We start from the raw sequence: 22,740 nt of genomic DNA, 5'->3' as shown, positions 1-22,740 counted from the left end.
TCAATAAACAAAAAGAGCACTTCGGTGCTCTTTTTGTTTTGGTGACGATTGACCAGTATTATACCCAATCAATGGCTTCGCCCGCGTGCTTTTCACACTCTTGCTTCACCATTTCAAATAGCTCCATACCCGTTTTTGAGCAGGTCCATTTACCTTCAATAAGCTTGAAGTGGAAACCACCAGATTTGGACGCTAGCCAGATCTCCTGCATCGGCTCTTGGCGATTAATGATGATTTGGCTGCGGTCTTCAAATTCCAATGTCATTACGTTGCCAGTGACTTCGTAATCAATGTCTGCGCCTGAATCATCGATGGATTCTTCGATGATTTGCATCTGCGCATCCACCAGTTGATGAAATTCAGTATCGTTCATCCGTCTATCCTATTGCTTTTCCTGAGTGTGGTGCGATTATAGGGGGCATTGATTCAATAATCACGATATGCGAAATGAAAAAATTAGTTACTGTGTTGTTTGTGATGGTTGCCGCGACCTTAGCGGGGTGTGGTCAGTCTGGCTCACTATACATTCCAGATGACACTCAACAGAATGAGCAATCACAATAAATAACCGCACCTTAGGGTGAAATTAGGGTTCAGCAGTCGAATAAAATAAGGGAAGCGAATTTTGGATTACTTCAACTATCAGGATGATGGCCAGCTTTGGGCCGAAGACGTCCCACTTCAAGCTCTTGCAGAGCAATATGGCACTCCTCTTTACGTATATTCTCGAGCCACGCTAGAGCGCCATTGGAAGGCGTTTGATAGTGCTGTGGGTCAGCATCCTCACCTGGTTTGCTACGCGGTGAAAGCCAACTCAAACTTAGGCGTATTGAACACGCTAGCGCGTTTGGGATCGGGTTTTGACATCGTGTCGGGCGGTGAACTTGAGCGTGTGATTGCCGCAGGCGGTGATCCGAAAAAAGTCGTTTTCTCTGGTGTTGGTAAAACACCGGCAGAGATGAAGCGCGCTCTTGAGCTAGGTATCAAATGTTTCAACGTTGAATCTGAGCCAGAGCTAGAACGTTTGAACAAGGTTGCGGGTGAGCTTGGTGTGATTGCGCCAATTTCTCTGCGTATCAATCCAGATGTCGACGCGAAAACACACCCTTACATTTCGACTGGTCTTCGCGACAATAAATTCGGCATTGCGTTTGATCGTGCGCCAGATGTTTATAAATTCGCGCAAAGCCTGCCGAACTTGAATGTGCAAGGCATCGACTGCCACATTGGTTCTCAGCTGACCAATATAGACCCATTTATCGACGCGACAGACCGTTTATTAGCCCTGATTGATGATTTAAAAGCGCAAGGCATTAACATTCGTCACCTTGATGTCGGCGGCGGTTTGGGTGTGGTCTATCGTGATGAATTACCACCTCAGCCTTCTGATTACGCCAAAGCGTTACTTGGTCGTCTTGAAAATCACCAAGACTTGGAGCTGATCTTTGAGCCAGGCCGTGCAATTGCTGCGAACGCAGGTATCTTGCTAACGCGTGTTGAGTTTTTAAAACATACTGAGCATAAAAACTTTGCGATTATCGACGCTGCAATGAACGACTTGATGCGTCCTGCGCTATACCAAGCATGGCAAGATATTGTGCCAGTTTCACCGCGAAAGGGTGAAGCTCAGACTTACGACTTGGTTGGTCCTATTTGTGAAACCGGCGACTTCTTGGGTAAAGATCGCGCACTCGTTTTGCAAGAAGGTGATCTACTCGCGGTTCGTTCAGCAGGTGCCTATGGTTTTGTGATGTCTTCGAACTACAATACTCGTACCCGAGCGGCAGAAGTGATGGTGGACGGTAAACAAAGCCACTTAGTTCGCCAGCGTGAGGAGCTGACCAGTTTGTGGCAGCTGGAACAGATTCTACCGGAGTAACACACAACAAATGCATTTCCACTTTTCCAAAATGCACGGTTTGGGCAACGACTTCATGGTCGTCGACTGTATTACCCAGAACGTGTTTTTCTCGCAAGACCTGATCCGCCGCTTGGCGGATCGTCATACTGGCGTTGGTTTTGACCAATTGCTTGTGGTAGAGGCCCCGTACGACCCCGAAACCGACTTCCATTATCGGATTTTTAATGCCGATGGTAGTGAAGTTGAACAGTGTGGTAACGGTGCACGCTGTTTTGCCCGCTTTGTTCGCTTGAAGGGGCTGACCAATAAATACAGCATCAGCGTGAGCACCAAGAAAGGAAAGATGATTCTCAACATCGAAGATGATGGGGAAGTGACGGTCAACATGGGCGTGCCAGAGTTTGAACCGAACAAAATTCCTTTCAAAGCGAAGCAAAAAGAGAAAACTTACATCATGCGAGCAGGCGACAATACCTTGTTTTGTGGTGCTGTGAGCATGGGTAACCCGCACGTAGTGACCGTGGTCGACGATGTGGATACGGCAGAAGTGGAAACTCTCGGTCCGCTGCTTGAGTCGCATGAGCGTTTCCCAGAGCGCGTCAACGCTGGCTTTATGCAGGTGATGAGTCGTGACCATATTCGTCTTCGAGTTTACGAGCGAGGCGCAGGAGAGACACAAGCTTGTGGTAGTGGTGCATGCGCGGCAGTCGCGGTTGGGATTCTGCAGGGCTTGTTGGATGAAAACGTTAAGGTTTCTCTACCTGGTGGTGAATTGCGAATTGCATGGCAAGGCCCTGGCAAGCCGTTGTTTATGACCGGACCTACAACGCATGTATTTGATGGTCAATTGTCTTGCTAGTTGAAGAAAAAGGAAACGCTTTGTCTCAAGTAGAAGCAGATGCCTTAACGGCTGAAGTAGTGGCCGAGTACCTCAAAGATCATCCAGACTTTTTTGTGCAACGTCCGGAGCTTGTGGATCGTTTATCTTTCCCACACTCAGACTTAGGCGCGGTATCTTTGGTACACATCCAAATGAATCGCCAACGTCAGCGCATTGAAGAGTTAGAGGAAGAGATCACTACACTAATGTCGCTTGCGGCGAACAATGATCGCACCTTTTACGAATTTATGGATTTGCAGGGGCAGATTCTAAAGTGTGGTGACTTTAAACAAGTCATTCATTCTATCGAAGAGAAAGCCAAAGCATTGGGCTTACGTGCGTTTGTTCGATTGTTTAGTCAATGCGACGCATCGATTCAATTGAGTAAGGAAAGTTATCAACGCTTTGCGACCACTCACTTAAATGGCAAAGATGCGTACTTAGGACGTCTTCGCAAAGTGGATCGTGAAGCTTTGTTTGGCAACATGGAAGTGCCGGAAATGGGGTCCTATGTGGTACTGCCGCTCGTGAAACAGCAAACACTGGGCGTGCTTGCTTTTTCTAGTGAAGATGGCGGCCATTTTCAGCCAGATATGGATACCTTGTTTTTGCGTCACCTATCATTAGTAGTGGCACATCTCGCTCAAACACTGGTATGGCAAAGTTACGATGACGACAACTCCCAACACTCCTCTACCAAATAGTCTGCAAAAGCCTCTTGAGCGCTTCTATGAATTCTTACGAAGCGAAAAGGGGCTTAGCCTACATACTCAGCGCAATTACAAACAGCAGCTAGAAACTATGGCGCAGCACTTAGCTGAAATGGGGCTCAAAGATTGGTCTCAAGTGGATGCTGGTTGGGTGCGCCAATTAGCAGGTAAGGGCATGCGAGAAGGCATGAAAGCCAGCAGTTTGGCAACGCGACTCTCATCGCTGCGTAGTTTTTTCGATTTCCTTATTCTGCGTGGCGAGATGTCGGCTAACCCAGCCAAAGGGGTTTCAGCACCTCGCAAAAAACGCCCGTTGCCCAAAAACCTCGATGTTGACGAAGTGAGCCAATTACTTGAAGTCAACGAGGACGATCCGTTGGCTGTGCGCGATCGCGCCATGATGGAGCTGATGTATGGCGCCGGCTTACGTTTGGCTGAACTGGTGGGTGTGGATGTACGTGACGTACAACTGCGTAGTGGTGAGCTTCGTGTTATTGGTAAAGGCGATAAAGAACGTAAAGTGCCGTTCTCTGGGATGGCAACCGAGTGGGTTGGGAAGTGGCTACGCGTTCGTGGTGATTTAGCCGCTCCAGGTGAGCCCGCCTTGTTTGTATCTAAGCTCGGAACGCGTATTTCGCATCGTAGCGTGCAAAAGCGCATGGCTGAATGGGGGCAGAAACAGTCTGTCGCAAGCCATATTAGTCCGCATAAATTGCGTCACTCATTTGCGACACATATGCTCGAATCAAGCAATAACTTACGTGCGGTGCAGGAGCTTTTAGGGCACGAGAACATTTCGACGACCCAAATCTACACGCACTTGGATTTCCAACATTTGGCGCAAGCCTACGACCAAGCCCACCCACGCGCACGCAAAAAGAACGGGGAGTGAGCCGAAGTATGAAATTTTATCGCCGTATCGAGCCTATTAAGGCAATGACCTTTGACCTAGATGATACCCTCTATGACAACTATCCTGTGATCGTTCGCATGGAGCGTGAGTTGCTATCTTGGCTCAAGCACCATCATCCAGCGGTTGCTCATATGAACAAAGCGGATTGGTTTGCTCTCAAACAGCGAGTTGTGCAGCAACAACCCGAGCTGAAGAGCGATGTCACTTTATGGCGTTTAGTGCAACTTCAGCAAGCCTTCTCCCAAGTAGGCTACGACGAAGACGCAGCACATGCCGCTGCGAAAGCCGCAGTAGACGTTGCGTTGGACTGGCGTAACCGTTTTGAAGTGCCGCAGCAAAGCCTCGATGTACTGGAGGAACTCACGCAGCACATCCCGTTGGTGGCAATCACCAACGGTAATGTGGATTTAGACCGCATCGGTCTTACGCCTTATTTCCAACAGGTACTTAAAGCAGGACCAGATGGATTGGCGAAACCCGCAACCGATATGTTTACTAAAGCGAAGCGATTCTTGGATATCCCTGCGGAGAATATTCTGCATGTCGGTGATCACCTAACCACGGATGTGCATGGTGCAAAGTTGGCTGGTTTTGCAGCCTGTTGGTTTAATGATATGAATAAAAATGTCATTAACCATTCAAAAACACGTACTTTACCTGATATTGAAATCAATAGTTTGCAGCCGTTACTCACACTTTTTTAATTGCTTTCGCATTAATCCATTCTAATCTCATTTTGTGTCTAGAAAAGCAGCGCAAAGCCACGTAAATTATTCTCTATTAAATAAAAATAGTAACGCCACACGTCGTGGTGAAGATAGTGTTACGGCAGTGGTAGGTCCATGCGAGCTTTTTCAAAACTGGTTCACGATGTCAGTCAACTGAATGACTTTTTAGTCACTTTTCCAATTTCCTCAGATAAACAATATTTAGTACAAATATTGTCGACGCAATCGCGCGAATTTACGACCACACTTGCAGACGCCGTTTTGTCGTCGCTGCCGAATGCTCATGTTATGGGGCATAGTACGCGTAATGTAATTCTGGAAGGGGAGATATTTACCTCTGGTTGCCTAGTGAGTGTGATTGAATTTGAGCAAACCACGCTGACTTCTGCGGTACAAACATACTCTTACTCCCCTGACATTGATGGCGGGGAACTCAAGCGCTCTCTTCTAATGCAGCATAATTCACAGGTGATCCTCAGCTTTGCTGTGCAAATTGAACGACGTGACTATCCCTTGTTTCAAACCTTCGCCAGTGAAGAAGTCGTGATTTCTGGAGGGTTGGCGCAGAGTATTGACGATGGCTGCTGGGTGCTATATCAAAACCGAGTTTACGATAACGCTGCGGTTGCCGTAGCTTTGCACAGTGATACTTTGAAGCTATGGACTGATGCGTATTCGGAATGGAACCCGATTGGCATGCCACACAAAGTCACTCATGCAAAAGGAACGCGCTTGTATTGTTTAGGTGAGAAGAAAGCGCTGGACGTATACAAGCGTTACTTGGCGGATGGCCATGACGTGACGCTGAGTCAACTGCTCAGCTTTCCTTTATATCGAGAAAGCTTAGGGCGAAAGGAAGTTTGTACGGTAACGGAGCTACACGCTGATGGCAGTATGAGCTTCGACAGGCCCTGGTGTCTTGGTGACGAAGTGCAATTTTGCTATAACCATCCCTCGTTAACGCTCGAGCAAGTGCGGCATGGTGTGGTTGAGTTAGCCATGCACCAACCTGAAGTCGTGATGATTTTTAACTGCGCGTCACGGTTAGACTTTATTGACAGCAGCGACGAAGTCCAAGCATTCAAAGATATTGCGACGACGTTTGGTAGTTACTGTATGGGGGAGCTGCATGGTGGTATTGGTCAGCCCGAAATTCTTCATCACAGCCTGACGTATTTAGCGATGCGAGAGGGAGACGAAGTGCAAACATTGAACTTGCCTAAGTCGCCCGTTAGCTCCTCTATTTCACCGCTGTTTAGCTTGATTCGAAATGCGATCGGCGATCTCAACCATATGAACGCGCATATGGGATATCAACTCGATCGCCAAACGCGCAAGTTACAAGAAAGCTATCGACGCGACAGTCGCACGGGATTACAAAACCGGGTCGCATTGCAAGAGCGGCTGAGTAACATCGATTTGGATGAGCATTTGTTGACTCTAAAGCTACTTAACTTTAGTCATATCAACGAAAAATACGGCTACCGAGTGGGAGATCAATTACTCAAAGATCTCTCAATGCACTTTACGAATCGACTACGAAAGCGTTTCGGCATGCCAACGGCTTTGCAGCTTTATAGTATTGGGGTTGGTGAATGGGCGTTCATATTTAAAGCTGATCAAAGCAGCGAGACCATCAAACAGCACTTTACGCGTTTTGCTGACGCGGTAGAACAAACTAATTTTGAGCCAATTGGCCTACGTGAAATAGATTATCTTTCTATCTCGCTATGCGGCGGCTTAGTGAGTCGTCGAGATTTTCCATCCGCTTCAGTAGATGAGCTCTTACTCAAAGGCATCGAAGCGAGGCGCTCCGGTGTACGCAGTAATACCCATATCTGTAATGCGAAAGATATTGAAGTCAGTGAGGATGTGCGTAAAGAGCAACTTGGATGGCTAAGTTGCGTCAGTAGAGCCATTCTCAAACAGAATATCATCACTTATAGCCAACCTATTGTGCATGCGGGTAGCCACAAATTGGCAAGCCAAGAATGTTTGGTTCGTATTCTGGAAGCCGATGGAACGGTGATTGCGCCAGGGCGTTTTCTGCCAATTATCTCTGATACACATCTTTACACTCGACTAAGTCGGCACATGATTCATTCTACGTTGCATTATATGCGAGATAAGCAAGGTGACTTTTCTATAAACTTATCGCCGCAAGATTTGCTCAGTGATAAAACTTTAATGCTTTTAGAGCATGAAATTAGCCAGCTAAATGACCCAAGGCGAATTGGTTTAGAAGTGCTGGAATCTGAGCAGATCAAAGACTACGGCCGAATGATAGAAGTGTGCAGTCATTTTAGAAGCTTAGGGGCGCGTATCATTGTTGATGACTTTGGGTCCGGCTATTCGAATATCGATGAAATCCTAAAGTTGGAGCCAGAAGTCATAAAGCTCGATGGCAGCTTGATTCGTGATATTGATAAAGACTTAAAACAGCGCAAGATCGCTTCCCAGTTGGTGCGTTTGTGCCAGGTGTTTAACGCGGAGACGGTGGCGGAGTTCGTCCACAATCAGGAGGTGTGTACCATCGCACAAGACATGGGGGTGGATTATTTGCAGGGTTACTATCTTGGCGAGCCGACTCGACTGTTTTAATGATGTTTCACGTGAAACTTCTTGTCGTAAAAAACGCAGCGTAGGCTGCGTTTTGTGTTTGGTCCTTCTACTGAGCTTAATGTTTAACGCTTAAGAGCGTGTCCACTCTTTTCAGCTTGGAACAGAGCGAGGTAATGGGCAAAAAAGCGCTGCATTTGTTGTTGGTTGTTTTGTTCTCCAAGTTGCCCGAGCAAATGTGCAGCGACTTCAAACGTACACAAATTACCTTGTTGTTGGTTGCGTCGCAGCTGATATTGTGAGTCCGCCGACGCAGACAATCCCATAGTAGGGATACCTTCTAACCAACGGCTCTTATTGATCATCTTGCGCGCCTCTTGCCAGGTGGCATCCAAAATAATAAACAGCGGAGTTTTGGTTTGTTGCTGGCTTTGGAGTACCACATCTTCGAGTGTGATACTTTCTTCACAGGGGAAGAGCAACACCGGATACCGCGACGGATCAGCTAATAGAGAGAGTAATTCTGCTGGTGGCTGTTTGCGATCCCAGATTACTCGCTCAATGTTGAGTTGGCACTGCTCTAGTAGCTGGCCGGTATTAGTATCACGCTTCAGTTCATTCGGATGCATTAACAGCAGGATGTTGTGCTCACTGGTAAGTTTCGGCATTAGCGAGCACATACAATTGAATTGAAAACCGCAGGTTGGACACGGTTGTGACATTACAGACGAACTCCTTCGCGCACCGGGCTTATCCCATCAGAGAACAGACGCACACCACTGACTTGGTTCGGCGTTGCCGTTGGCGCCATGCTTGGATTGAGTGGGTAGCTAACCCCAGTGTATTGCATCACGTGTTGAGCCGCTTTAGCTCCGCCACCGCTGACATTAAAAATCAGATCTCGCCAACCATGAGAGGTTTGTTGGCCGAGCATAATCGGGCTTTGCACTAGTGTAATGCGGCTATTAAAGCGCCATTCCTTTTCGTGATGTTCAAATATCAGCAATGTACAGCCTCCGGAACCACACCAATCCAACTGTACCAATAGCTCTTCGTTACCATCGCTGTTGAGGTCGTAAGTTAGCCAACGGTATTGGTTATTGTTGGGGGTGGTTTGATGGATAAAGAAGTAGTTGCGCACCGCGGCATCTACTTTTGAATCAAACTCTGCACTAGAAGGGACGTCAGCACTACCGATGGGGTTGTTGGTGCGTTTTTCGGTTGGTTGCATGATGCCTTCATCACGAACGATGGCAGGATAAAGGACTAAACCACCATCGGCGATTGGGTATACTAAGTTACCGACTTTTTCTTTGGTCGCTTTGAGCTGATTGCCTTCTCGAGTAAACAGTCGTTCTGACATTAGCCTTTGCTGTTGATGATGCGTCATGACTACTTGAACCTGAGACGGACTTAACTGTTGCCAGTAACCACGCTCGATTAATGGTGCTTGTCCATTGGCGTAACGATATTTTGTTGTGGCGCTGTGGTCTGGGTTTAAGGTCATTTGTACTTCAAAGCCTTGTGATTGGGTTGAGGTCGCGACATAGGTATTAGCCCAGCCAAGCGTTGCATCGACGTTTGCAGCCATACCACAACCTTGATACGTCTCGCCATCATGTTTTAGTGTTGCTTTCCAGCCATACAAAGAATCGCTCATTGTGTCTGAGCAGAGGTTTTCTGTTAAGCGAAGCTCACCACCTTGCAGTTGATAAGTGCGCTGGCGAGGTTGAAGCTGACTGCTGTTAATCGCTAATTTTGTGGTTTGTTTGCCGATTTGCTGGAATGTTAGTCCATTAGCCTCAAAGCTTGCCGACCAAGAAGGCTCATTACCAAACACGCGAGTTGGTTTGTTTGGTTGCTGACAACGGTTTGGGTTTTCCGTTGTGAGGAAGTTCACTTGTTCCACGACAAAGTTAGCATCGAAATCAGCAGAAAACCCATCGATGCCCGGTGGGTTGAGGTGGCCGATAACCTCGCCATACATAGTCTGGTAAGGCTCGTTATTTAACTGAATTGCTTGTTGCATTTGCTGTGGTGATAGTTGCAACCAATATTGCTTGTCGCTGCCACAAGGCATGATGTATTGGCTCTCGTGACCGACGATCACTTTTCCGCGCAGCATAAAAGTTTGAGGTTGAATGGTTTCAGGCTTATCTAAGGTTGCTGGTGGAGAGGTTGGGTCAGCGGCACCAGATTGTGGCGACTGTGAACTACATGCTTGCAGAACCAGCAGGGTGGCAAGCGCCACTGGGTTTTTCAAAGCCTTCATGTTATATCTTCCTCATTATTGTTACTCAATCGGCATCGGATGGCATTATGGCATATTGGTTATTTAAAACTGAACCAGATACCTTTTCTATTGACACGCTTCGAACCCAAAAGGTTTCATGTTGGGAGGGAGTTCGTAATTATCAGGCGCGCAATATGATGCGTGACCAAGTGAAGGTGGGCGATTTAGTCCTGATTTACCACTCTTCTTGTAAACATGTTGGCGTGGCAGGTATTGCTAAAGTTGTGAGAGAAGCCTATCCCGATCATTTCCAATTCGATCCCGAAAGCGATTATTACGATCCAAAGTCAGACCCAGACAACCCGCGTTGGATTATGGTGGATGTCGAGTTTGTACGTAAAACGGCGCGAGTGATTCCGTTGTCGGTGATGAAAGCGATGCCAGAACTTGAGAACATGCCGTTGGTGAAACGTGGAAATCGCTTGTCGATTATGCCCGTGACAGAAGAAGAATGGGACGCGATTCTTGGCAAAGAGAAGCTGCCAAGTCAGCGATAAAAGAAAAGGGCTGCGAATGTGCAGCCCTTCATAATTTGGAGTATTGAAGCTTACAGCAAGTGTTCTTGTAGGTAGTGTGCAACCGCATCTTCCGCATTGCTGCCAATCACTTCATTATTTGGTAGAGCTTTCATCACTTTTTCGTGTGATGTACCCATAACTAGCCCTTTACCTGCCATCGACAGCATTTCTACGTCATTCATGCCATCACCAAATGCTACGCAGTTTTCTAACGTGAGGTCGAGTTTTTTCGCTACCGCTTCAAGAGCATGGCCTTTAGACACGCCAGCGCTCATTACTTCCAAACACCAAGGCGTTGAAAATGCGATGTTCAGCTTATCACCAAACTGCTCACGTAGTTTGTTTTCAAATACGACCAAACGTTCGTGGTCTTCTCCTGGATGCGTGAAGAAAACTTTCGCAATACCGTCAGTTGGGGCGTGGTCTTCATCAAATAAGACGTAAGTGAATTCATCGTGGAAGTCACGTAACGTTTCATCATCCTTGTTCATCAACCAGCTATCATTTTGATACATGTGAATAAGTATTTCTTGATCATGTTTGATCGTGTCGATCACGCCTTGTACCAGTTCCGCAGGGACATTCTCGCTGTACATTAGCTGATCTTCCTGGTCATGCACTCGGGCACCATTCGACGTGATCATATAAGCTGGAATGCCAACTTGGCGACGGATGCTCGCAACGTCTACGTGGTGACGGCCGGTTGCAAAGACAAAGGTATAACCCTTTTCATGCAGCGCTTTTAGCGTCTCTTTTGAGTAAGCACTGAGCTGATGGTTTGGTGCGAGTAACGTGCCATCCAGATCAGAGGCAACGATTTTGGTGATCTCTTTGCAAGGTAGCGATGTGCTCATGAAGTCCTCGTAAACGGTTTGGATAGTGTGGAACAGGTGAATTGCAAACGGAGTACAGCAGACTGACTAGATCGTACTGCTCCGAATGCGGGGGAACTTGGGCCCGTAGCACTATGCGGTTAAACACTGTGTCAAAGTAGCCAAGTTCAAGCAGTGTACGCCAAAATGAGGATGAAAAAGAGGGTAAATCGATGTGTAGACATTTCCTCTTTAATCTTAGTCGTGAAATGGTCGCCTAGAGTTCTTATTGTGCTTGTTCGTTTGATGGCGATTTAGGGTCATTCATAAAGCGGAAAATCGCATCGAGCGCTTGATTACGATACTTGTCGGTCTCGAACAAGATTTCATGCTGTGCGCCTTCGATAGAAAGCAGCTCCGCGTGCGGGTTGGTTTTCCGCAATTTATCAATAAAACGCTTTTGCGCGAGGTTGCTAACAATCCGATCGTTTCCGGCTTGGATTAGGATTACTGGTATTTTGACTTGGCGAGTTAATAAAAAGCACTGCTTAGCGGCCATGAGCCCTTGCCAAACCCAGCGAGTGCTTGGCCCACCGACTTGCAGTTCCGGTTTTTCCGTATATAGGTTTCGGAACCATTGGTAGCGGCCGTAACTTTGGCTAAGTGGGTTATCTTCAAAGGGCTTAGGGAAGTAGGCCTGATGTCCTGGTGCATAGCGTGGCAAAGTCGATACCGCTGACATAATTTGTGTGACCGGAATCGCTATTGGTGAGAGGTACCATGGCAGGTTAATGCCAAACATGGGCGCACTTAGAATCAAACCAGTAAAAGGGTGTTCTGGGTGAGTTTGCAGGTAACGTGTGGCGATCGCGCCGCCCATAGAGTGCGCGATGATGAAGCATTGTTGATATTCGCTAAGGTCGTGTTTTTTTACGACGATGTCCATATCATCAATATAATCAGTAAAGTCATAGACGTGACCCATATCTGAGTCAGATAATAAACGATCTGATAAACCTTGTCCGCGGTGGTCAAAGGAATAGACATCGAAACCTTGGCGGTAGAGATCGTAAAACAGCTCTTGGTATTTCCAGGAAGACTCAATGCGTCCATTTACGATGAGCACGGCTTTTTTATGCTCTGGGTTGGTTAGCTTGCACCAGTAAATGTTCTTTTTCTCAGTCCCTTTAACAAAGCCCTCTTGGCGAGTTTGCCAAAGTGCTGCGATCGGACCACCAATTGCTTGCTCAAATAATGTCTCTTGAGTATAAGTCAAAGGTGAATGGTTAGTCGCCATTAGTTGATTACCTGAAGATACGTTGTTTACGCGATGTATCATCGAAGAATTAGTGAGGAAATGCAATGGATACCCATGTCTGGTTAGCTTATGTAGTAACAGCAATCGTTTTTAGTTTGGCTCCGGGCTCTGGCACGGTGAACTCAATCAGTAATGGTTTGAGTTACGGTACCCGTAAATCACTGGGTGCCATTATTGGCTTACAAATTGGTTTAGTTATCCACATCGCGCTGGTGGGGGCGGGTATTGGTGCGCTTGTCGCGCAGTCAGCAACCGCATTTTCTGTCATTAAATGGGTTGGTGCCGCTTATCTGGTTTGGTTGGGGATTCAGAAATGGCGCGATACATCAAGCTTAGTCGCAGCTGAAAACCACAACGAGATGTCAGGCACGGCGCTGTTGTACAAGGCAGTGTTAATTAACCTCACCAACCCTAAATCGATTGTTTTTCTGGTGGCGTTGTTCCCGCAGTTTATTGACCCGGCAAAAGACCAAATCACGCAACTGTTGGTGCTTGGCGTCACTACGGTCGTGATTGATGCGTGTGTAATGTTGGGTTACACGAGCTTGGCAGCACAAATGGGACGCTTTATTCGCTCCGATAAAATCATGGGAAAAATAAACAAAGTATTCGGTTCAATGTTCATGGGTTGTGGTGCATTATTAGCAGCTGCAAAGTCATAAGCCATTTATAGGTCCTTCTTTAGCATGAATACAACGTATGTCGCTCGCCAGCCGATCTTTAACCGAAAAAGACAGACGCTGGGTTATGAATTGTTGTTTCGAGACGGGGAGAGTAACGCATACCCTTCACATATTGATTCAAATCGAGCGACATACCGACTGATCGTCGAAAACTTCCTATCACTGGGTACTAACCCAGTGATTGCCTCTTCAAGATGCTTTATTAACTTTCCTCATCAAAGCTTGGTGCGACGTTTGCCGCGCAGTTTGCCGAAAAACAAAATTGTCATCGAAGTGTTGGAAACGTGCCAACCTACGGATGAGCTTCTTGATGCGATTCGTGAGTTTTATCGAGAAGGTTACTTGATCGCTTTGGATGACTTCACCCTAACACCAGAATGGCGTCGTTTTTTGCCATATGTGCATATTGTGAAGCTCGACATTATGGCGATGGGGCTCGAAAAGGCCTGTGAACTGGTCAAAACACACCTTGCCAAACGCGTCAAATACCACTTTTTAGCAGAACGTGTTGAAACCGCAGAAGAGTTTGAGCAAGCGAAAGCGGCTGGCTTTAAATTTTTCCAAGGTTATTTTTTTAGCAAGCCACTCGTCTCGCAGACTAAATACGTCAGTCCTGAGCAAGTGTTGGCATTGCAACTGTTTCGTGAAGTTTGTGCTCCTGAGCCTGACTTTACTCGTATCGAGTCCATCATTACGCAAGATGTCGCGTTGTCATATAAATTATTGCGTTTTGTAAATACGCAAGCGCCGAATTTGGCTGTCGAAATCAGCTCTTTTCGTCAGGCATTGATTTATCTTGGCCAGGATAACCTTAAGCAGTTTGTCTCTTTGGTTGTGGCATCGTATATCTCCAGTAACAAGCCTCGAGAGCTGTATCACCTTTCATTGCAACGAGCTCAATTTTGCCAATTGATGTCGCGCTATCAGCCATTCTCTCACCTCAACGAGCAAGGTTTCATGGTTGGTTTGCTGTCGATTCTAGATGCGCTGCTGGATCTTTCGGTGGAATCTTTAGTTAGGCAGTTACCGCTTAGTCATTCAGTACAACAAGCGCTATTACATCGCAAAGGGGTTTATGGTGCACTTATTTCCCTCGAAGAGTGCTACGAGCGTGCCGATTGGTCAGGGGTTGAAAAAATCACGATGCAATTGGGGTTGCCTTTAGAGGAAGTGAAGCTCTCCTTAGGTGAAGCGGCTCGCTGGAGTCAAAGCATCGCGACTGCATAATTTCTTGTCTTATCTTTTATCTCTTTGAATCTCTCTCTTTACAATCAAGCTGTTCGTTAGATGTGAAACTTTTATGACGATGGACGGTTTCCTCTTGACGATATATCTTAATTAAATAAACATATACGCATATCCATATATAGGTATGTTCATTATGCTTCCACATCAGTTTTTTAAGCTGTTATCCGATGAAACACGCGTACGTTGTTTAATGCTCGTGGCCCGTGAAGGTGAAACTTGCGTTGGCGATTTGGCGTTTGCTCTACAAGAGAGCCAGCCGAAAGTTTCTCGTCATCTTGCTCAGTTACGATCCAGTGGCATCTTGGTGGATAAACGCCAAGGGCAATGGGTGTATTACGAGTTATCACAGCAATTACCAGGTTGGATGCGAAAGTTAATTGAAGACTTAGTGGCATCAAACTGTTTGAAGCAGGAATACCAAGACGACATCACACGCTTACACGATAAAAGTCGTGAGGCTTGCTGTTAACAGCGAATAGAGATTCAAGGTAGAAGATTAGAGGGTAAACTATGACAATTAAAGTAGGAATTAATGGCTTTGGCCGAATTGGTCGCTTAGCGCTGCGAGCGGCATTTGATTGGCCAGAATTGGAGTTTGTGTTAATCAACGATGTCGCAGGTGACGCCGCTACGCTTGGTCACTTATTAGAATTCGATTCAGTGCAAGGTCGTTGGCATCATGGAGTTCAGGTCGAAGGCAGTGAGCTCGTCATCAACGGCAAGCGTGTCGCCACGACTCAACAACGCGATATCGATGCGGTGAACTGGTCTGATTGTGATGTTGTGATTGAAGCGACAGGCGTACATCGCAAAACATCATTCCTGAATAAATACCTAGAGCAAGGCGTGAAACGTGTCGTGGTAAGCGCACCTGTGAAAGAAGAAGGTATCGCGAACATTGTGGTGGGCGTGAACGACCATATTTTCGACCCTGAAAAACATCGTATCGTGACAGCGGCTTCGTGTACGACTAACTGTATCGCACCTGTGGTTAAAGTCATTCATGAGAAATTGGGTATCGAACAATCTTCTTTTACGACCATTCACGACCTGACGAATACGCAAACTATTTTGGATGCGCCACACAAAGATCTACGCCGTGCAAGAGCATGCGGCATGAGCCTTATCCCAACCACTACGGGTAGCGCGAAGGCGATTGTCGAAATTTTCCCAGAATTAAAAGACAAAATTAATGGTCATGCGGTTCGCGTACCTCTAGCAAACGCATCGTTAACAGACATCATTTTTGATGTGAAGCGTGATACCACGGCAGAAGAAGTGAATGCACTGTTAAAAGAAGCATCTGAAGGTGATTTGAAAGGCATCCTTGGCTTCGAAGAGCGTCCTTTAGTTTCTATCGATTATAAAGGCGACCAACGTTCAACCATCGTTGATGCGCAATCAACCATGGTTGTGGGTTCTCGTATGGTTAAGATTTACGCTTGGTACGATAACGAAATGGGTTATGCAACGCGCACAGCAGAGCTGGTTCGTAACGTTGGTTTGGCTTAAAAGGGGGTCACAATGTCTCATCCTACATGGCAATTAGATTTGGACTCCGGTGCTTTAATCTTAACACCGTGCCCAGGAACGAAAGGTGTCGATTTGCATGCGTCGTTAGAACAGTTGAAAGAGCAGGGTGTTCAAGCGGTCGTTACTGCATTAGATGATAGTGAATTAGCTGCGAAGAATGTCTCTGCATTGGGTGAAGCCACTCAGCAACTGGGAATGAAATGGTTCCAGATCGAGATTGAAGACGACTGCGCACCAAATGAAGAGTTTGCGACGAAGTGGCAACAAGCCAGTCCGGAACTGCACGCGATTCTTGCTCAAGGTGGCAAAGTTGCGATGCATTGCATGGGTGGTTCGGGGCGCACAGGTTTGTTCGCTGCTCACCTACTCCTAGAAAAGGAATGGCAGTTAGAAGATATCGTGCGAGAAGTGCAGGCATTGCGCCCTGGTGCATTTACAAAACCTGTGCAAGTTGAGTACATCGAACGCGTGGCTCAAGACGCTTGATCAGCTTAAATAGCTTTTGGTTCATCATGATCCAAAAGCTAAATTCGAGCTTCTTCAGGATACGACTGTTTACAAAAAATGCCATTAATATTAACTAATGCATTGTTTTTAAGGTGTATTTTGCTTTTTATTGATGTTGGGGCATTTTTGGAAAATCACAGCAACATTATATTGGTCAATGTTGCTGTACAGGTTAGGAAGTATTTAGAACATGATGATCTAAATGCTTCTATCGCTGTACATATGAGGTCAATATGATTTCTCAATTAAGCAAAAGTATTCGTCAGTACATGTTAGTGACGTTTAACTATTGGAACTTTACGGTGACCGATGGCGCACTGCGTATGCTGGTGGTGCTCTATTTTCATGACTTAGGTTATTCCACGTTAGCTATTGCCTCACTGTTTCTTTTCTATGAATTTTTTGGTGTGGTGACAAACCTGGTTGGTGGTTGGTTGGGCGCAAGGTTAGGCCTAAATAAAACCATGAACATTGGTTTAGCGATGCAAGTGTTTGCGTTGCTGATGCTCGCAGTACCAAATGCATGGCTGACCATTCCTTGGGTGATGGCAGCGCAAGCTCTGTCGGGGATTGCCAAAGATCTGAACAAAATGAGTGCTAAGAGCGCGATTAAAACGCTAGTACCAGACGAACAGCAAGGTGCGCTCTACAAATGGGTAGCGATTTTGACTGGCTCGAAGAATGCACTCAAAGGAGCGGGCTTTTTTGTTGGTGGCTTGCTGCTGTCTTGGGTGGGTTTTCAAAACTCGATGTTTATTATGGCGGGTGTACTTACATTAGTGTTTGTTTGCAGCATGATCTGGCTAGAAGCGGACATGGGTAAAGCAAAGAGTAAACCTAAGTTTCGCCAAATATTCTCCAAGTCTGAATCGATAAACATTTTATCCGCAGCACGCATGTTCTTGTTTGGGGCGCGTGATGTGTGGTTTGTCGTTGCTTTGCCTATTTATCTTGGTAGCGTGTTTGGCTGGGATCACTTGTGGGTTGGTAGCTTTCTCGCTACGTGGGTCATTGCTTATGGGTTTGTGCAAGGCTTTGCGCCGCGTATTACTGGAAAAGCGCAAGGTCGCGTGCCTGATGGTAGTGCAGCATTAGTATGGGCAGGAATTCTTGCGTTAATTACGGCTGGTATTGCTTATGGTGTGCAAATCGGTTGGCAGCCTGAATTGGTGATTGTGGTAGGTTTGATGATTTTTGGCGCTGTGTTTGCCATTAACTCTTCGCTGCACTCGTACTTGATAGTGAGCTACGCTAAAGGCGATGGCGTCTCGTTGGATGTCGGTTTTTACTACATGGCCAATGCGATGGGACGTTTGATTGGCACGGTATTATCGGGTTGGATCTACCAAGAGGCTGGTCTTGCAGCGTGCTTATGGGTTTCTTTTGCTTTCTTGGCACTGACGACGCTGATTTCAATTAAGTTGCCAAAAGCTAATGTTGCTACTGCGTAACTACCCCCAGTATCGCTATCTGTAGATGGTATAAATGGCTCCAAATCGGAGCCATTTTTGTTTCTTATGCGCCGTTTGCTGTAATCAGATTGTTTCGGTTTGGCATCGAGAGTGAATACTGATGCTTGGTTTTTGGTTCTCGTTAAGTGATTAGAGTGGTGATGAAATCCCCGTTGTAGGTCATTGTTGAGTTAAAAATAAGCAAAAACAGATTGTTAACTATTTCACTGGTTGAGATTTACCCTATGCTATAAACGATAAGCGACTCAAAGTAGGGAAAGGTATGAGAGAAAGGGTTCTGTTTTTTGATTTATTGCGCTGCTTCGCAGCGGTAGCAGTGATCGCCATTCACGTCTTGGCACCGTATCGAAATGAGTTAGGAGTGATTCCATTTGACCAATGGCTGACAGCGGTAGGCGTGAATAGCGTAACCCGCTGGGCAGTGCCAGTTTTTATTTTGATCACCGGAGCGCTAATGCTCAGTGACACTCGACCATTTGACGGTAAGTATTATATCAAAAGGCGTTTGGGCAAAGTTTTAGTTCCATTTCTTATTTGGTCGATGTTTTATGCATACCTTTCAGGCTGGACTTCTCAAGGCTTTGATTTTGAAACCGTAAAAGAGGTATTAAGCAATAGCCCATTCCACGCAACGTATTACCATCTCGGCTTTTTCTATTACTTTATACCACTGTATTTTGTGATTCCGCTGTTTCAATGGATGGTACGCAACGTGGATGACAACGTCTTGTATACCTATCTCGCATTTTGGCTTTTCACCAGCACTCTGTTCTTGTTCAAGATTGATGGCCCTTGGAGTAATCAGATGTGGCTTTATATGGGTTACCTTCCACTGGGGTATGCTTTATTTCAAAAGGTACCTTTGAATCGCTCTATGGTGACCTTATTTGTTGGGCTAGGACTCGTGGCGTTGGCAGTGACCTTTACGATGGTTGTGACAAATAGCTTAGAGGCGGAGAAGTATACGGTTGGGCGCTGGCTCTCTTATAAAACACTGAATGTGATTCTAGCGGCTTCGATGATTTTTATGATCGGGCGTTACTTTGGTGAAGGCTTATCACCAAAAGTACAAAAAGCGGTCAGTGTGATCAGTCAGCACAGCTTGGGGATTTACTTACTTCACCCTATTTTCTTATGGCCGATGAAAGAGTTCGGTTGGTACACAGGACATCCTGCTTGGGTGATTCCAGTCTGGATCGTTCTAAGTGGATCTGGAGCCTTGGCGATGAGCTATCTCTTTTCTCGTTCTGCCAAGACTCGTTGGTTACTGCCTTAACGTTTGATAGCGAAGTGAAGGAACTTGTTGCCGCGATAGGTCAGTGTTCCCTTATCTCCAGGGTTGAGTGCATGGTAGTAATGCACTCCAATTTGGAATTCACGCTTTGGACCGATAGAACCACGTTGAACGTAAATCCAATACTCTTGATCGTCTTGACCTGGTGGTGCGTTTGGTATGTCTATCGCTTGTTTATCTAAAACCGTTACCTGCGCGCTTTGCTCTGGAGCGTCTTCGCCCACATAGTGCTTACTATAAAAACGGAAAAACACCCACGCGCCCAAGGCAATAAGGGCGAATAGGGCGAAAATAAGTGAGATTGGCATATTAACCTCCAATGTTTTATCGGGTCCCATTCTACAGAACTCGCTGACGAAACGATGAGTTGAGGTAACTTATTCATAATCTAATGAAAGGGATATGGAGATTATTCGGCGCACTTCACGATTTATCTTAATGATGCACGATGAAATCGTCGCTTCATCTGCAAGCGAAGTCACTAAAGCTGAACGAAGCGGCTTTCACTTGTTAGGCTATATGAGCTCAAGGGCACAAATTGAAAGTAAAATTGCACTTAACGGCTCGAAAAAGCTCTAAATTTATAGAAGAATAAAAATAATGAACATAGGAAGGGTCTGGTAAGGAGGGTTACGATGTCAGATATTGAAAAAGTAGTCATGCGTACCCGAACGATCGAAAAACTTTTGCGTACTCAGTACCATGCAGAAGGGAAAGGGTTGCACCAACTTATTAATAGTTGTGAAGAACGTTTACCGCATGACGTGATAGCAAAGCTTCGATTCATCGCAACCGTGCGTAACAAAGTGGTGCACGAAGACGATTACAAGCTGGATGATCGTAAAGGCTTTATGGCGGCATGTGATGCTTGTGAAAAAGAGCTGACACCAAGAAGCTCTCGCTTTATTTGGCGTACAGCAATTTTGCTAATGACGTTGATTACGCTGGCCGCTCTTGGTTTCTACTATATGCACTGGGATATTTTGTCTAAGCACATTCAGTAGAGCTATACAGATAAATAAAAAAGGACGCATTTGCGTCCTTTTTTATTTTAAATCATTGGGTTAGTACATCATTGGCAGTGTCATTAAACCCACAACCACTGCAATCATAACCAGCCCTTGTTTTTGAGAAGATGAAATCATAACACTACCCCTTAATCTTTGATGAACTCGATGAATTTAATATAGCACTGTTTTTGGGGTTTGATCAACATATGCTCGTTAATCTTTTCAAAAACCACACTTAACTTGTCTGGTTTTACGTGATTCTGACTAATGAAACTATGTTTTTTGTGCTGTATTTAAAGTGTTCACATTGTTTTATTTCTATCCTTTTTTGTTTTAAGTATATGATTTTATAATGTTAAATGGTTTGTGATGTTGGCTTTGTAATTGTTTTTTGTTTCGAATGGTATGTTGGGTGTTTATTTTGTCTGTATTTCTCAAAAATTGAGAAAATTAAAAAATGTGCTATGAGGTTGCATCGTCAAATCGAAAGCATGGAGTGAGATTTTCTTATCTTATGAGAAAATATGGGCTTCAAAAGTGTTTAGTGATTTTATGGTTTATGAAGTCCGCACTTTTATCTGTTATTGAAATTATGGTTTTATTTATCATTGACTTACTTTTATTGTCTGATGTTTTTTTTACTGAATTAAGGTCGGTTTTCTTAGTTTTTACCCCTAGTCATCAGTGGTTTCTCCTCTCTTAGAGCGCTACTAAGACTATTTTCTATTTTGTGTCTGTTATTTATTCTTGTTGCCTGCATTACATACATCCTGGTGGTTTAATCGTCAGTTTGTGAAATGGCGGCTTACCTGGAGCACTTATCTGTTTTTCAGTTAAATAGTTTTAGAAAGCGTTGGTTATTGTGTCGTGTGATTTGATGGGTTCGGCTGATGAGCAAAGCTTGGCCCCAATGTTTAGTGGCATCATTCAGGCTCATCGGCTTTATTATTACGTAGGCTGAGGGTTACAAAATGTTTCGAATCGCTAGCGAGATCCAACTTTCGTAGATTGTGTCTTTACATCAAAACTGGTCTACCTAGACTAGCGGCGAGTTTAAGTAAAAGGTGTATACTGCATGTGGAGTTGGCTGGCGATAGGGCTATCAGGTGTGTATTCCGTGTTGGGAGCAAAGCAAGCTAACCCGACACAATCCCTCGTGTTTAAAATCTTTACTCTGCTACTTCTTCTTGTGTTGGTGTTAACTCAAGGTGCATCCGCAACATATACCTACTGGATTGCGGGTGGGCTTATTGTGTCTATGGTGGCAGATACGCTGCACTCGTTTAAAACTCGTAAGCTAATCTATTTTACGGCTTATCTGGTTGCCCAGGTATGCTACAGCAAGTCATTTTGGGTGCAGCTTAATGGTGAGATTGTCTGGTGGCTGTTGGCCCTGCTGCTTGCAGCGAGTATCGTAGCGTTCTTTTTGTTGCTACCTCAACTCGACTCTCTGGTATTCCCCGTTGTGATCATGGGGATGATGCTGGTTCAACTTGCTTGGGCTGCCGGTGAAGTTTGGTTACAAGTGCCGAGTTACGCCAATGCTATCGGCTTTAGCGGAACCTTAGTTCTGATCTATTCGGCGCTGGCATACGCGATACACGGTTATCGAAAACCGATGAAACACGCCTATTTGTGGGTGAGTGGCAGTTACTTTTTTGCTCATGCCCTCATTGTTGCCTCAATCATTTACTAATTTAAGTCAAAGCAGCTCTTGAGGATTTCAGTAAACTGAACGCATTGTTCTTAATAACTGGAGTCAATAATGAGTGAAATCCATGCTCACGAGCTGCTAAACCTACTTAGAGAAACGCCAATGGATCGCGAAGCCCTCACACAGCACTTTGGCGCTAGCGTTCGCTTTCACACCTGTAAACTGAATGATCTAGACTTAGATGCATTACTAGCATTTTTGCTCAAGCGCGACAAAATTCGTGAGCTTGAAGGTAAGTTTGTGGTCAATATGGCGCGAGTTTGTAATCACTAAAACGGCGGCTAAGATCGAGGGTGAATATGGTGTTTTCGCCCTCAGTCATATACTCATGTTGTCAGTTTGCTATACACTGGCCGCCATTTTTTAGGTGAGGCCAGAATATGGACATTCTTTCTGCAGCGACCATGCTGTTTCTAATCATGGACCCTCTCGGTAACTTGCCGATTGTGTTGTCTATTCTCAAACATATCGATCCCAAGCGTCGTCGTAAGGTATTGATTCGTGAACTACTGTTTGCCTTACTGATTTTGATGCTGTTTCTGTTTGCAGGACAAAGCATCTTAAGTTTTTTGCATGTCCAGCCAGAAACGCTCAGCATTTCTGGTGGCATTATTCTCTTCATAATTAGAGCTACCCCTAAAACTATAATAATCTACCGAGTGAGTGAGTGGGTGAGCAGGAATGTAA

At 45.5% G+C, this 22,740-nt stretch carries 24 protein-coding genes and 1 pseudogene; 19 read left to right on the top strand and 6 right to left on the bottom strand.

Features of this window, described 5'->3' with window-relative positions:
* Positions 1–58 precede the first annotated feature (58 nt).
* Entirely contained in the window at positions 59–373 is a 315-nt protein-coding gene (gene cyaY, locus R7F64_RS21060) for an iron donor protein CyaY (protein ID WP_047104004.1), read from the bottom strand.
* Between the two features lie 74 nt (positions 374–447).
* On the opposite strand from cyaY, the gene lptM reads away from it, so the two are divergent.
* From lptM to R7F64_RS21025, 7 genes are all read left to right on the top strand, one after another.
* Positions 448–564, top strand: coding sequence for an LPS translocon maturation chaperone LptM (gene lptM, locus R7F64_RS24560; protein ID WP_005378746.1), 117 nt, complete (start codon positions 448–450; stop codon positions 562–564).
* Between the two features lie 61 nt (positions 565–625).
* Positions 626–1,879: a diaminopimelate decarboxylase gene (gene lysA / locus R7F64_RS21050; protein ID WP_005378745.1), complete on the top strand. Its 1,254-nt coding sequence runs from the start codon at positions 626–628 to the stop codon at positions 1,877–1,879.
* A gap of 10 nt (positions 1,880–1,889) precedes the next feature.
* Complete coding sequence (gene dapF / locus R7F64_RS21045; RefSeq protein WP_005378744.1) at positions 1,890–2,720, top strand: diaminopimelate epimerase; 831 nt, start codon at positions 1,890–1,892, stop codon at positions 2,718–2,720.
* Complete coding sequence (locus R7F64_RS21040) at positions 2,714–3,445, top strand: DUF484 family protein (RefSeq protein ID WP_182016945.1); 732 nt, start codon at positions 2,714–2,716, stop codon at positions 3,443–3,445. The genes dapF and R7F64_RS21040 overlap by 7 nt, the downstream gene beginning before the upstream one ends.
* Positions 3,411–4,343: a tyrosine recombinase XerC gene (gene xerC / locus R7F64_RS21035; RefSeq protein WP_005378742.1), complete on the top strand. Its 933-nt coding sequence runs from the start codon at positions 3,411–3,413 to the stop codon at positions 4,341–4,343. The genes R7F64_RS21040 and xerC overlap by 35 nt, the downstream gene beginning before the upstream one ends.
* A gap of 8 nt (positions 4,344–4,351) precedes the next feature.
* Positions 4,352–5,068: a 5-amino-6-(5-phospho-D-ribitylamino)uracil phosphatase YigB gene (yigB, locus tag R7F64_RS21030; protein ID WP_047104010.1), complete on the top strand. Its 717-nt coding sequence runs from the start codon at positions 4,352–4,354 to the stop codon at positions 5,066–5,068.
* Between the two features lie 138 nt (positions 5,069–5,206).
* Complete coding sequence (locus R7F64_RS21025; RefSeq protein ID WP_318072060.1) at positions 5,207–7,693, top strand: EAL domain-containing protein; 2,487 nt, start codon at positions 5,207–5,209, stop codon at positions 7,691–7,693.
* 83 nt (positions 7,694–7,776) lie between these two features.
* On the opposite strand, the gene R7F64_RS21020 is transcribed toward R7F64_RS21025, so the two are convergent.
* The gene (locus R7F64_RS21020; protein ID WP_054575535.1) at positions 7,777–8,373 is read right to left on the bottom strand and encodes a tRNA-uridine aminocarboxypropyltransferase; all 597 of its coding nucleotides are present in this window, start codon (positions 8,371–8,373) and stop codon (positions 7,777–7,779) included.
* Positions 8,373–9,923, bottom strand: coding sequence for a COG3650 family protein (locus R7F64_RS21015; RefSeq protein ID WP_213906368.1), 1,551 nt, complete (start codon positions 9,921–9,923; stop codon positions 8,373–8,375). Before R7F64_RS21015 ends, R7F64_RS21020 begins: the two co-directional genes overlap by 1 nt.
* Positions 9,924–9,970: 47 nt before the next feature.
* Here R7F64_RS21015 and R7F64_RS21010 point away from each other — a divergent pair, with 47 nt between their 5' ends.
* A complete protein-coding gene (locus R7F64_RS21010) occupies positions 9,971–10,441 on the top strand; it encodes an EVE domain-containing protein (RefSeq protein WP_005378735.1) in 471 nt (156 codons plus the stop codon).
* Between the two features lie 50 nt (positions 10,442–10,491).
* Here the strand turns inward: R7F64_RS21010 and R7F64_RS21005 are convergent, their stop codons facing one another.
* Together R7F64_RS21005 and R7F64_RS21000 are read right to left on the bottom strand one after the other, a co-directional pair.
* On the bottom strand, positions 10,492–11,316 hold the full coding sequence (locus tag R7F64_RS21005) for a Cof-type HAD-IIB family hydrolase (RefSeq protein WP_017636084.1): 825 nt from the start codon (positions 11,314–11,316) through the stop codon (positions 10,492–10,494).
* Positions 11,317–11,560: 244 nt separating this feature from the next.
* Positions 11,561–12,571 (bottom strand): alpha/beta fold hydrolase, encoded by a 1,011-nt coding sequence (locus R7F64_RS21000; protein ID WP_005378733.1) that lies wholly within the window; start codon positions 12,569–12,571, stop codon positions 11,561–11,563.
* A gap of 65 nt (positions 12,572–12,636) precedes the next feature.
* Here R7F64_RS21000 and rhtB point away from each other — a divergent pair, with 65 nt between their 5' ends.
* The 7 genes from rhtB to R7F64_RS20965 all read left to right on the top strand — a co-directional run bounded on the left by rhtB (position 12,637) and on the right by R7F64_RS20965 (position 19,311).
* Positions 12,637–13,254 (top strand): homoserine/homoserine lactone efflux protein, encoded by a 618-nt coding sequence (gene rhtB / locus R7F64_RS20995; RefSeq protein WP_005378732.1) that lies wholly within the window; start codon positions 12,637–12,639, stop codon positions 13,252–13,254.
* Positions 13,255–13,278: 24 nt separating this feature from the next.
* The gene (locus R7F64_RS20990) at positions 13,279–14,502 is read left to right on the top strand and encodes an EAL and HDOD domain-containing protein (RefSeq protein ID WP_005378731.1); all 1,224 of its coding nucleotides are present in this window, start codon (positions 13,279–13,281) and stop codon (positions 14,500–14,502) included.
* Between the two features lie 154 nt (positions 14,503–14,656).
* Positions 14,657–14,992: a metalloregulator ArsR/SmtB family transcription factor gene (locus tag R7F64_RS20985; protein WP_005378730.1), complete on the top strand. Its 336-nt coding sequence runs from the start codon at positions 14,657–14,659 to the stop codon at positions 14,990–14,992.
* Between the two features lie 41 nt (positions 14,993–15,033).
* Complete coding sequence (locus R7F64_RS20980; protein WP_005383630.1) at positions 15,034–16,035, top strand: ArsJ-associated glyceraldehyde-3-phosphate dehydrogenase; 1,002 nt, start codon at positions 15,034–15,036, stop codon at positions 16,033–16,035.
* Positions 16,036–16,047: 12 nt separating this feature from the next.
* Positions 16,048–16,542 carry a cyclin-dependent kinase inhibitor 3 family protein gene (locus tag R7F64_RS20975; RefSeq protein ID WP_005383629.1) on the top strand — a complete coding sequence of 165 codons (495 nt, stop codon included), beginning with the start codon at positions 16,048–16,050 and terminating at the stop codon, positions 16,540–16,542.
* Between the two features lie 254 nt (positions 16,543–16,796).
* Positions 16,797–18,014: an organoarsenical effux MFS transporter ArsJ gene (arsJ, locus tag R7F64_RS20970; RefSeq protein WP_137282442.1), complete on the top strand. Its 1,218-nt coding sequence runs from the start codon at positions 16,797–16,799 to the stop codon at positions 18,012–18,014.
* Positions 18,015–18,297: 283 nt separating this feature from the next.
* Positions 18,298–19,311 (top strand): acyltransferase, encoded by a 1,014-nt coding sequence (locus R7F64_RS20965; protein ID WP_258669000.1) that lies wholly within the window; start codon positions 18,298–18,300, stop codon positions 19,309–19,311.
* On the opposite strand, the gene R7F64_RS20960 is transcribed toward R7F64_RS20965, so the two are convergent.
* The gene (locus R7F64_RS20960; protein ID WP_005378719.1) at positions 19,308–19,637 is read right to left on the bottom strand and encodes a DUF2500 domain-containing protein; all 330 of its coding nucleotides are present in this window, start codon (positions 19,635–19,637) and stop codon (positions 19,308–19,310) included. The two genes, R7F64_RS20965 and R7F64_RS20960, sit on opposite strands and share 4 nt — an antisense overlap.
* Positions 19,638–19,964: 327 nt before the next feature.
* Between R7F64_RS20960 and R7F64_RS20955 the strand changes: the two genes are divergently transcribed.
* The 4 genes and pseudogenes from R7F64_RS20955 to R7F64_RS20940 form a co-directional block, all read left to right on the top strand.
* Positions 19,965–20,333, top strand: coding sequence for a hypothetical protein (locus tag R7F64_RS20955; protein ID WP_005378717.1), 369 nt, complete (start codon positions 19,965–19,967; stop codon positions 20,331–20,333).
* Between the two features lie 1,081 nt (positions 20,334–21,414).
* Positions 21,415–22,035, top strand: a complete 621-nt coding sequence (locus tag R7F64_RS20950) for a lysoplasmalogenase (protein ID WP_005389670.1) — start codon at positions 21,415–21,417, stop codon at positions 22,033–22,035.
* Between the two features lie 69 nt (positions 22,036–22,104).
* Positions 22,105–22,326 (top strand): YecH family metal-binding protein, encoded by a 222-nt coding sequence (locus R7F64_RS20945; protein WP_005378711.1) that lies wholly within the window; start codon positions 22,105–22,107, stop codon positions 22,324–22,326.
* A 107-nt stretch (positions 22,327–22,433) separates the two neighbouring features.
* Positions 22,434–22,679 (top strand): annotated as a pseudogene (locus R7F64_RS20940) (MarC family protein); the annotation flags it as partial.
* Between the last annotated feature and the right edge of the window lie 61 nt (positions 22,680–22,740).

Origin of the sequence: Vibrio sp. Vb1980 (genome assembly GCF_033338615.1) — a bacterium.
Classification (GTDB): domain Bacteria; phylum Pseudomonadota; class Gammaproteobacteria; order Enterobacterales; family Vibrionaceae; genus Vibrio; species Vibrio alginolyticus.
The sequence above is the reverse complement of the archived record's forward strand: the minus strand, read 5'-3'. Positions and strand labels throughout refer to the sequence as shown.

What these genes read in the sequence shown, in the direction of transcription:
- cyaY (WP_047104004.1), bottom strand. Translation starts at nt 373, where the DNA reads ATGAACGATACTGAATTTCATCAACTGGTGGATGCGCAGATGCAAATC.
- lptM (WP_005378746.1), top strand. Translation starts at nt 448, where the DNA reads ATGAAAAAATTAGTTACTGTGTTGTTTGTGATGGTTGCCGCGACCTTA.
- dapF (WP_005378744.1), top strand. Translation starts at nt 1,890, where the DNA reads ATGCATTTCCACTTTTCCAAAATGCACGGTTTGGGCAACGACTTCATG.
- xerC (WP_005378742.1), top strand. Translation starts at nt 3,411, where the DNA reads ATGACGACAACTCCCAACACTCCTCTACCAAATAGTCTGCAAAAGCCT.
- yigB (WP_047104010.1), top strand. Translation starts at nt 4,352, where the DNA reads ATGAAATTTTATCGCCGTATCGAGCCTATTAAGGCAATGACCTTTGAC.
- R7F64_RS21025 (WP_318072060.1), top strand. Translation starts at nt 5,207, where the DNA reads ATGCGAGCTTTTTCAAAACTGGTTCACGATGTCAGTCAACTGAATGAC.
- R7F64_RS21020 (WP_054575535.1), bottom strand. Translation starts at nt 8,373, where the DNA reads ATGTCACAACCGTGTCCAACCTGCGGTTTTCAATTCAATTGTATGTGC.
- R7F64_RS21015 (WP_213906368.1), bottom strand. Translation starts at nt 9,923, where the DNA reads ATGAAGGCTTTGAAAAACCCAGTGGCGCTTGCCACCCTGCTGGTTCTG.
- R7F64_RS21010 (WP_005378735.1), top strand. Translation starts at nt 9,971, where the DNA reads ATGGCATATTGGTTATTTAAAACTGAACCAGATACCTTTTCTATTGAC.
- R7F64_RS21005 (WP_017636084.1), bottom strand. Translation starts at nt 11,316, where the DNA reads ATGAGCACATCGCTACCTTGCAAAGAGATCACCAAAATCGTTGCCTCT.
- R7F64_RS21000 (WP_005378733.1), bottom strand. Translation starts at nt 12,571, where the DNA reads ATGGCGACTAACCATTCACCTTTGACTTATACTCAAGAGACATTATTT.
- rhtB (WP_005378732.1), top strand. Translation starts at nt 12,637, where the DNA reads ATGGATACCCATGTCTGGTTAGCTTATGTAGTAACAGCAATCGTTTTT.
- R7F64_RS20990 (WP_005378731.1), top strand. Translation starts at nt 13,279, where the DNA reads ATGAATACAACGTATGTCGCTCGCCAGCCGATCTTTAACCGAAAAAGA.
- R7F64_RS20985 (WP_005378730.1), top strand. Translation starts at nt 14,657, where the DNA reads ATGCTTCCACATCAGTTTTTTAAGCTGTTATCCGATGAAACACGCGTA.
- R7F64_RS20980 (WP_005383630.1), top strand. Translation starts at nt 15,034, where the DNA reads ATGACAATTAAAGTAGGAATTAATGGCTTTGGCCGAATTGGTCGCTTA.
- R7F64_RS20975 (WP_005383629.1), top strand. Translation starts at nt 16,048, where the DNA reads ATGTCTCATCCTACATGGCAATTAGATTTGGACTCCGGTGCTTTAATC.
- arsJ (WP_137282442.1), top strand. Translation starts at nt 16,797, where the DNA reads ATGATTTCTCAATTAAGCAAAAGTATTCGTCAGTACATGTTAGTGACG.
- R7F64_RS20965 (WP_258669000.1), top strand. Translation starts at nt 18,298, where the DNA reads ATGAGAGAAAGGGTTCTGTTTTTTGATTTATTGCGCTGCTTCGCAGCG.
- R7F64_RS20960 (WP_005378719.1), bottom strand. Translation starts at nt 19,637, where the DNA reads ATGCCAATCTCACTTATTTTCGCCCTATTCGCCCTTATTGCCTTGGGC.
- R7F64_RS20955 (WP_005378717.1), top strand. Translation starts at nt 19,965, where the DNA reads ATGTCAGATATTGAAAAAGTAGTCATGCGTACCCGAACGATCGAAAAA.
- R7F64_RS20950 (WP_005389670.1), top strand. Translation starts at nt 21,415, where the DNA reads ATGTGGAGTTGGCTGGCGATAGGGCTATCAGGTGTGTATTCCGTGTTG.
- R7F64_RS20945 (WP_005378711.1), top strand. Translation starts at nt 22,105, where the DNA reads ATGAGTGAAATCCATGCTCACGAGCTGCTAAACCTACTTAGAGAAACG.